At 64.9% G+C, this 7,098-nt stretch carries 11 protein-coding genes; 8 read left to right on the forward strand and 3 right to left on the reverse strand.

The genetic code is table 11. The annotated features are described in order from the left end of the window. The first annotated feature begins 36 nt into the window (after positions 1-36). Genes NP552_RS20870 through NP552_RS20880 form a run of 3 tightly spaced genes read left to right on the forward strand, consistent with a single transcriptional unit; the run spans position 37 to position 1,896 of the window. Positions 37-1,026, forward strand: a complete 990-nt coding sequence (locus tag NP552_RS20870; RefSeq protein ID WP_236176574.1) for a 2-hydroxyacid dehydrogenase — start codon at positions 37-39, stop codon at positions 1,024-1,026. 31 nt (positions 1,027-1,057) lie between these two features. After that, the gene (locus NP552_RS20875) at positions 1,058-1,495 is read left to right on the forward strand and encodes a hypothetical protein (RefSeq protein ID WP_058541001.1); all 438 of its coding nucleotides are present in this window, start codon (positions 1,058-1,060) and stop codon (positions 1,493-1,495) included. 8 nt (positions 1,496-1,503) lie between these two features. Further along, positions 1,504-1,896, forward strand: a complete 393-nt coding sequence (locus NP552_RS20880; protein ID WP_078479811.1) for an META domain-containing protein — start codon at positions 1,504-1,506, stop codon at positions 1,894-1,896. 84 nt (positions 1,897-1,980) lie between these two features. On the opposite strand, the gene NP552_RS20885 is transcribed toward NP552_RS20880, so the two are convergent. Beyond that, entirely contained in the window at positions 1,981-2,445 is a 465-nt protein-coding gene (locus NP552_RS20885) for a TlpA disulfide reductase family protein (protein WP_043862565.1), read from the reverse strand. A gap of 87 nt (positions 2,446-2,532) precedes the next feature. Here NP552_RS20885 and arsC point away from each other — a divergent pair, with 87 nt between their 5' ends. From arsC to NP552_RS20900, 3 genes are read left to right on the forward strand one after another with little or no spacing between them, the layout of a single operon-like run. Beyond that, positions 2,533-2,886, forward strand: a complete 354-nt coding sequence (gene arsC / locus NP552_RS20890) for an arsenate reductase (glutaredoxin) (RefSeq protein WP_054914702.1) — start codon at positions 2,533-2,535, stop codon at positions 2,884-2,886. Then, positions 2,883-3,488: an NAD(P)H:quinone oxidoreductase gene (gene wrbA / locus NP552_RS20895; protein WP_043862567.1), complete on the forward strand. Its 606-nt coding sequence runs from the start codon at positions 2,883-2,885 to the stop codon at positions 3,486-3,488. The genes arsC and wrbA overlap by 4 nt, the downstream gene beginning before the upstream one ends. Continuing rightward, a complete protein-coding gene (locus NP552_RS20900) occupies positions 3,481-3,885 on the forward strand; it encodes a DUF2069 domain-containing protein (RefSeq protein WP_058540998.1) in 405 nt (134 codons plus the stop codon). Before wrbA ends, NP552_RS20900 begins: the two co-directional genes overlap by 8 nt. 114 nt (positions 3,886-3,999) lie before the next feature. Here the strand turns inward: NP552_RS20900 and NP552_RS20905 are convergent, their stop codons facing one another. Beyond that, positions 4,000-4,671: a DNA-3-methyladenine glycosylase I gene (locus NP552_RS20905; protein ID WP_054914703.1), complete on the reverse strand. Its 672-nt coding sequence runs from the start codon at positions 4,669-4,671 to the stop codon at positions 4,000-4,002. A 5-nt stretch (positions 4,672-4,676) separates the two neighbouring features. After that, positions 4,677-5,501 carry a tRNA 2-thiocytidine(32) synthetase TtcA gene (gene ttcA, locus NP552_RS20910; protein ID WP_043862570.1) on the reverse strand — a complete coding sequence of 275 codons (825 nt, stop codon included), beginning with the start codon at positions 5,499-5,501 and terminating at the stop codon, positions 4,677-4,679. Positions 5,502-5,769: 268 nt separating this feature from the next. Between ttcA and NP552_RS20915 the strand changes: the two genes are divergently transcribed. Beyond that, positions 5,770-6,369: a Yip1 family protein gene (locus tag NP552_RS20915; protein WP_043862571.1), complete on the forward strand. Its 600-nt coding sequence runs from the start codon at positions 5,770-5,772 to the stop codon at positions 6,367-6,369. A 128-nt stretch (positions 6,370-6,497) separates the two neighbouring features. After that, on the forward strand, positions 6,498-6,992 hold the full coding sequence (locus tag NP552_RS20920; protein ID WP_043862572.1) for a SprT family zinc-dependent metalloprotease: 495 nt from the start codon (positions 6,498-6,500) through the stop codon (positions 6,990-6,992). Positions 6,993-7,098 lie beyond the last annotated feature (106 nt).

The raw sequence follows: 7,098 nt of genomic DNA on the forward strand, positions 1-7,098 counted from the left end.
TTACACTGACGGCATCCGACCCTTGGGAACCATGCCATGCAAGCCTTGCTTTTCAGCAGCCAACACTATGACCAGGACAGCTTCAGCAGCGCGCCAGGGGCCACGCAACTGGCGCTGCACTTTCAAGGCGCGCGCCTGACCGAAGACACCGCGGCACTGGCCGAAGGCTACGAGGTGGTGTGCGCGTTCATCAACGACGACCTCTCGGCGCCGGTGCTGACCCGCCTCAAGGCCGGCGGCACGCGCCTGATCGCGCTACGCTCGGCCGGCTACAACCATGTCGACCTGGCCGCCGCCAAGCGCCTTGGGCTGACGGTGGTGCGAGTGCCGGCCTACTCGCCGCATGCGGTGGCCGAACACGCCGTGGCCCTGATTCTTGCCCTCAATCGCCGCCTGCACCGTGCCTACAACCGCACTCGCGAGGGCGATTTCAGCCTGCACGGGCTGACCGGTTTCGACCTGCACGGCAAGACCGTCGGCGTGGTCGGCACCGGCCAGATCGGCCTGGCGTTTGCGCGGATCATGGCAGGCTTCGGCTGCCAGCTGCTGGCGTACGACCCCTACCCCAACCCCGAGGTGGAGGCGCTGGGTGCACGTTACCTGGACCTGCCGGAGCTGCTGCGCGAATCGCGCATCATCAGCCTGCACTGCCCGCTCACGCCGCAGACCCGGCACCTGATCAACCCGCAGAGCCTGGCCAGCCTGCAGCCGGGCGCCATGCTGATCAATACCGGGCGCGGCGCGCTGGTCGACACACCGGCGCTGATCGACGCGCTCAAGAGCGGCCAGCTCGGCTACCTGGGGCTGGACGTGTACGAGGAGGAGGCGCAGATCTTTTTCGAGGACCGCTCCGACCTGCCGTTGCAGGACGACGTGCTGGCGCGGCTGCTGACCTTCCCCAACGTGATCGTGACCGCGCACCAGGCCTTCCTGACCCGCGAGGCACTGGCGGCGATCGCCGCCACCACGCTGGAGAACATTGCCCGCTGGGCGGCAGGCAATCCGCAGAATCTGGTCGAGGGATGATGCTAGGATACGCGCCATATTTGGAGGACCCATGGTCGAACACGATTTCCGCTACACCCTGTTCAATCCGCAACACACCCTGATCGAATGCCGCTCGCTGGTACCCGGTCGCTATCAGGTCACCGGCAACGGCGGCTCGATCCAGAAAGGCGACGTACTGCTGGTGACCCTCAAGGGCAGCAAGACCCTGTCGATGCGCCTGACGGTCGAGACCGTGCGCCACCTGATCAACCCCACCGGCCAGTGGGTGGCGGTAGCGGCGGGCCCGGTGTTCGGCGAGCTGGCGATTCATGCATGGCAGGTCAACTGCGATGGCTGCCAGGCCACCCTGGACTTCGAATTCGCCGTGGATGCCAAGCTGGGCACCAAGGCGCAGAAGCCGGCGGCCGTGGCGCGCATCGCCGAATTGGGTTGGTGCACACAGGGCGACAAGCACCTGTGCCCGAAATGCCAGGAGGCTGCAAAGTGAAACCCGTGATGGTCTGTGCAGCGGTGGTCGCGACCCTGGCCGGTTGCGCAGCCGAGCCGATGAAGCTGCAACAGGAACAGAGCTACGTGCTGGAGTGGATTGGCGAACGTCCGCTGATCGACTACAGCCACCTGACCCTGACGCTGGCCGAGGATGGCCGGGCGTATGGCAATGCCGGCTGCAACCACTGGTTTGCGCCGTACACGCTGGACGGCGAGAAACTCAGCTTTGGCCCGGTGGGCAGCACGCGCAAGCAGTGCGCGCCGGCGCTGATGGAGCAGGAAAAGCGCTTTCTGAAGGCGCTGGAGACCGTGCAACGCTGGGACATCTCGCCGATCGAGCAGGTGCGCTTCTGGCCCGAACAGGGCAAGCCGCTGCGCTTCTGGCCTGAGGAAGGCTGACAGACCGCATCGCCTGCATCGCGGCCCAGGCCCGCCCCACAACGCTGTGGGAGCGGGCTTGACCCGCGATGGGCGCACCGCCGATCAGGCGCCCTTGAGCACCTTGATCTTCTCGGCCAGCCCCTCGGCCGTCTGCTCGCCCATCAACTGCTCACGCACTTTGCCCTTGTCGTCGATGATGTAGGTCACCGGCAGCGCCTCGCTGCGCGGCAGGTCGTAGCGCTCGGCCGGGTCGTCGGCGAGCACGGTGAAGTCGATGCCCAGCGCCTGGCTGGCCTTTTTCAGCTCATCGCCGCGCAAGCCGTCGAAATTCACCCCCAGTACGGTGATCCCCTGCGCCTGCCAGTCCTTGGCGGCTGCGTTCAGTTCGGGGATCTCTGTGCGGCACGGCCCGCACCATTCGGCCCAGTAGTTGAGCACCACCCAGCGCCCTTCGATCTGCTCGGCTTTCACCGCATTGCCGTTCTGGTCGAGGCCGTAGTCCACACCGCATCCGCCGAGCAACAGGCTCGCGGTGATGGCCAGGGCTGCTGCCAATCGCCTTGTCATGGGTCAATCCTTCTTCAAGATTCAGGCAAAATGCCAATTCGCTGCGGTTAGAATAGCCGCCACCCCCTGCCGGATGCGACCCCGAACATGACCGAACTGACCCTGTATCACAACCCGCGCTGCTCCAAGTCCCGTGGCGCGCTGGAATTGCTCGAAGCCCGTGGCCTGACCCCGGAGGTGGTGCGCTACCTGGAAACCCCACCCGACGCCGCCACCCTCAAGGCCCTGCTCGGCAAGCTGGGCATCGGCGCGCGCCAGCTGCTGCGCAGTGGCGAAGACGAATACAAGACCCTGGGCCTGGCCGACCCGGCCCTGAGCGACGACCAGTTGATCGACGCCATGGCCCGGCACCCCAAGCTGATCGAACGCCCGATCCTGGTGGCGGGCAACAAGGCCGTGATTGGCCGGCCGCCCGAGAAGGTGCTGGAGATTCTGCCGTGAGCGCGCCCTATATCCTGATCCTGTTCTACAGCCGCCACGGCTCCACCAGCGAAATGGCCCGGCAGATTGCCCGTGGCGTCGAACTGGGTGGGCTGGAGGCGCGCCTGCGCACGGTGCCGGCGATTTCCACCGAGTGTGAAGCGGTGGCCCCCGACATCCCCGAGAACGGCGCGCTGTATGCCACCCTCGACGACCTGCGCCATTGCTCGGGCCTGGCCCTGGGCAGCCCGACGCGCTTCGGCAACATGGCCGCGCCGCTCAAGTATTTCATCGACGGCACCAGCAGCCTGTGGCTGAGTGGCGGGCTGGTGGGCAAGCCAGCGGCGGCGTTCACCTCCACGGCCAGCCTGCATGGCGGCCAGGAGTCGACCCTGCTGTCGATGCTGCTGCCGCTGATGCACCACGGCATGCTGATCATGGGGCTGCCCTACAGCGAATCGGCGTTGCTCGACACCCGGGGCGGCGGCACGCCGTATGGCGCCAGCCACCATGCCGGGGCCGATGGCAAGCGCGACCTGGACGCCGACGAGATCGCCCTGTGCCGTGCCCTGGGCCAGCGCCTGGCGAGCACTGCCAAACTGCTGGAGAACGGCCGTGGCTAAGAAGCCCAAGGTGCTGCCGCCGCTGGAGTGGCTGGAGCCACGTGTGCGCGCTACCCGGGTGCTGAGCCTGGTGGCGTTTTTCAGCCTGATGGCGTTGCTGACGGTGAACAACCTGTGGTTCGCCAACCTGCACGGCGCGCGCGTGGGGGTGATCCTGGCCATCGAGCTGGTGCCGTTGCTGCTGGTGCTGCCGGGCATGCTGATGGGCAGTGCACGGGCCCATGCGTGGACGTGCTTCGTGGTGAACCTGTACTTCATCAAGGGCGTGCTGGCCGCGTTCGACCCGGCGCGGGCGCTGCTGGGGTGGCTGGAAGTGGGGATCAGCCTGGTGCTGTTCGTGAGTGCGCTGCTGTTTGTGCGCTGGCGCTTTCAGTATGAGCGGCGGGTGGCAATGTAGGAGCCGGCCTTGCCGGCGAAGGGCTGCAACGCAGCCCTGTAGCATCAGACTGAATCGCGTTGCGGCCTTCGCTGGCAAGGCCAGCTCCTACAGGCGATTGCGACACCGTCGATCTCAATGGTTGACGGTATACGCCAGCATCATCGACAACTGGCACATCGGCCGCCCGCTCTGGGCATGCCACTGGTTGAACGCCTGCTGCACGGTGGCCAGGTCGCGCTGGCTGGTCGGCTGCCGGTCGATCACATCCTGCGCCACCAGCGCCGCCACCACGTCATTGCTCGGCACGAAGGTGTCCTTGCCGACCATGCGCAGAAAACGCGGCGCCGACAGCCCGCCCATCTGGTTGCCCTGCTTGGCCAGGTACTTCCACAGGCCGACGATGTCGGTCACCGGCCAGTCGGCGATCAACGCACCGAAACTGCCCTTCTCCCTGGCCACGTCGAGCATGAACTGCGCATTGCGCGGTACGCTCTTGAGCTTGCCCAGGTGGCGGATGATGCGGGTGTCCTGCATCAGCCGCTCCAGGTGCTCGGCGCCCATCAGCACCACCTTCTCTGGGTCGAAGCCAAAGAACACCTGCTCGAACGCCGGCCACTTGGCGTCCACCAGGCTGTGCTTGAGCCCGGCGCGAAACACCCGCAGGGCCATGGTCGAGAGGTAGCGGTCGTCGCTGATCTGGCGCAGCTGCGCCGGGCTCAACGGCTCGGGCAGGTGCGCCTCGAGCGCCGCCGCCGAACCGAAGCGGTTCAGGCAGAATTCATGCAGCCACTGATAATCGCGCATGCCGGTCAGATGTTGAGCACATCGACAAACCGCGGGGTGGCGGTTTCATCGATGCGCAGGTTGGTGAAGTCGAACAGGTTGCGGTCCGCCAGCTGCGACGGCACCACGTTCTGCAGGCCGCGGAAGATGCTCTCGGTGCGGCCCGGGGTCTTGCGCTCCCACTCCACCAGCATGTCCTTGACCACCTGGCGCTGCAGGTTTTCCTGCGAGCCGCACAGGTTGCACGGGATGATCGGGAATTGCTTCATGTCCGAGTAGGCCTGGATGTCCTTCTCGGCGCAGTAGGCCAGCGGACGGATCACCACGTTGCGACCGTCATCGGCGCGCAGCTTGGGCGGCATGGCCTTGAGCGTGCCGTTGAAGAACATGTTGAGAAAGAAGGTCTCGACGATATCGTCGCGGTGATGCCCCAGGGCCATCTTGGTCGCGCCGATCTCGTCGGCGAAGGTGTACAGCGTGCCGCGACGCAGGCGCGAGCACAGCGAGCAGGTGGTCTTGCCTTCCGGGATCAGTTCCTTGACCACCGAATAGGTGTCTTTCTCGACGATGTGGTACTCGATGCCCAGGGTCGCGAGGTAGGCCGGCAGGATGTGCTCGGGGAAGCCTGGCTGCTTCTGGTCCATGTTGACCGCGACGATGTCGAACTTGATCGGCGCCACTTTCTGCAGGTGCAGCAGAACATCGAGCATGGTGTAGCTGTCTTTGCCGCCCGACAGGCAGACCATGACCTTGTCGCCCTCTTCGATCATGTTGAAGTCGGCGACGGCTTCGCCGGCAAGGCGACGCAGGCGTTTTTGCAGTTTGTTCTGGTTGACCGAAAGGGTGCCCATGGCGATTGGATCCGCAAGGTGTGACAAAAGCGGCACATTTTACGCACAAACCTCACGCTCGCGTAGCCCATCCGATAAAGACTGCAAGGAAATGAAGCGCCGTGCTTACAGCGCAATTTGCTCTAAAAAAGCGGATTTGTGCAGCGAACGCCTTCCTATACTGCGTCATAAGGCCACAGCAAGCGTGACCTGATCCCGTCAGGCCCAGCCACTGGGCCGCGCAAGCGCTCCGCTGGGGGGCGATGGCAACAACGAGGGAGTGACTGGCATGATCCATCACGTTCTGGGGCTGTTCACCCATCCTGACCAGGAATGGAAAGAAATCCGTGGCGAAGACGAAACCATCAGCCACATGTACCTGACCCACACCTTGATACTGGCGGCGATACCCGCCGTTTCCGCGTTCATCGGCACCACCCAGGTGGGCTGGGTGATCGGCAACCGCGCACCGGTCATGCTCACCGTCGACAGTGCGATCTGGATGACCGTGATGTCCTACCTGGCCATGCTGGGCGGCGTCGCGGTGATGGGCGCCTTCATCCACTGGATGGCGCGCACCTACGACGCCACCCCGAGCATGGCCCAATGCATCGCGTTCGCCACCTACACCGCCACCCCGCTGTTCATCGGCGGCCTGGCGGCGCTGTACCCGCACCTGTGGCTGGGAATGATCGTCGGCACGGCAGCCATCTGCTACACGGTGTACCTGCTGTACGTGGGCCTGCCGACCTTCATGAACATCCCGTCCGACGAGGGCTTTCTGTTCTCGAGTTCGGTGCTGGCGGTGGGGCTGGTGGTGCTGGTTGCCATCATGGCCTTCACCGTGATCGTCTGGGGACTGGGCGTGGGGCCCGTCTATACCAGCTAGACAATACGCCAACCTAGGGGCTGTACCCATCAGGCCGCCGTAAGGCGGCTTGATGCTGTGCGGACCAGCGGTCTCGGCAGCGCCGCCCGGGTTGCGGCATAATTGCCGGCCAGGAGTGTCCAACCGATATGCCAGAGCTGCTCAATTCCCGCGTCGAAAGCTGTTACCAGCAAGCCGAAAGTTTTTTCAAGCGCCCCTTCCTGCGTCCCGAGGTGAGCTTCAAGCTGCGCGGGCAGAAGGCCGGTGTCGCGCACCTGCACGAAAACCTGCTGCGCTTTAACCTGCAGCTGTACCGCGAGAACAGTGAAGACTTCCTGCGCCAGACCGTGCCCCACGAAGTCGCGCACCTGGTGGCGCATCAACTGTTCGGCGACCGCATCCAGCCCCATGGCGAGGAGTGGCAGCTGATCATGCGCGGGGTGTACGAGCTGCCACCCAACCGCTGCCACAACTATGCAGTCAAGCGCCGCAGCGTGACCCGCTACATCTACAAGTGCCCATGTGCGGGCAGTGACTTTCCGTTCTCGGCGCAGCGCCACGGGCTGGTGCGTCAGGGGCGGCGGTATCTGTGCCGGCGGTGTCGGCAGACGCTGGTGTTCACCGGCGAGACGCGGGTGGAGTAGACGCTTCGCCGGCAAGCCAGCGCCCTGCAGGAGCCGGCCTTGCGGCGAAGACGCCTGCACAGGCACAAAAAAAAGCCCATCCGAAGATGGGCTTTTTGCGTTTGGC

Source organism: Pseudomonas sp. 8209 (assembly GCF_028682105.1).
In the GTDB taxonomy this organism is placed as follows: domain Bacteria; phylum Pseudomonadota; class Gammaproteobacteria; order Pseudomonadales; family Pseudomonadaceae; genus Aquipseudomonas; species Aquipseudomonas palmensis.

Coding starts and splice junctions, on each gene's coding strand:
- NP552_RS20920 (WP_043862572.1), top strand. CDS start 6,498: ATGCCAGAGCTGCTCAATTCCCGCGTCGAAAGCTGTTACCAGCAAGCC.
- ttcA (WP_043862570.1), bottom strand. CDS start 5,501: ATGGGCACCCTTTCGGTCAACCAGAACAAACTGCAAAAACGCCTGCGT.
- NP552_RS20885 (WP_043862565.1), bottom strand. CDS start 2,445: ATGACAAGGCGATTGGCAGCAGCCCTGGCCATCACCGCGAGCCTGTTG.
- NP552_RS20905 (WP_054914703.1), bottom strand. CDS start 4,671: ATGCGCGATTATCAGTGGCTGCATGAATTCTGCCTGAACCGCTTCGGT.
- NP552_RS20870 (WP_236176574.1), top strand. CDS start 37: ATGCAAGCCTTGCTTTTCAGCAGCCAACACTATGACCAGGACAGCTTC.
- NP552_RS20915 (WP_043862571.1), top strand. CDS start 5,770: ATGATCCATCACGTTCTGGGGCTGTTCACCCATCCTGACCAGGAATGG.
- arsC (WP_054914702.1), top strand. CDS start 2,533: ATGACCGAACTGACCCTGTATCACAACCCGCGCTGCTCCAAGTCCCGT.
- NP552_RS20880 (WP_078479811.1), top strand. CDS start 1,504: ATGGTCTGTGCAGCGGTGGTCGCGACCCTGGCCGGTTGCGCAGCCGAG.
- NP552_RS20875 (WP_058541001.1), top strand. CDS start 1,058: ATGGTCGAACACGATTTCCGCTACACCCTGTTCAATCCGCAACACACC.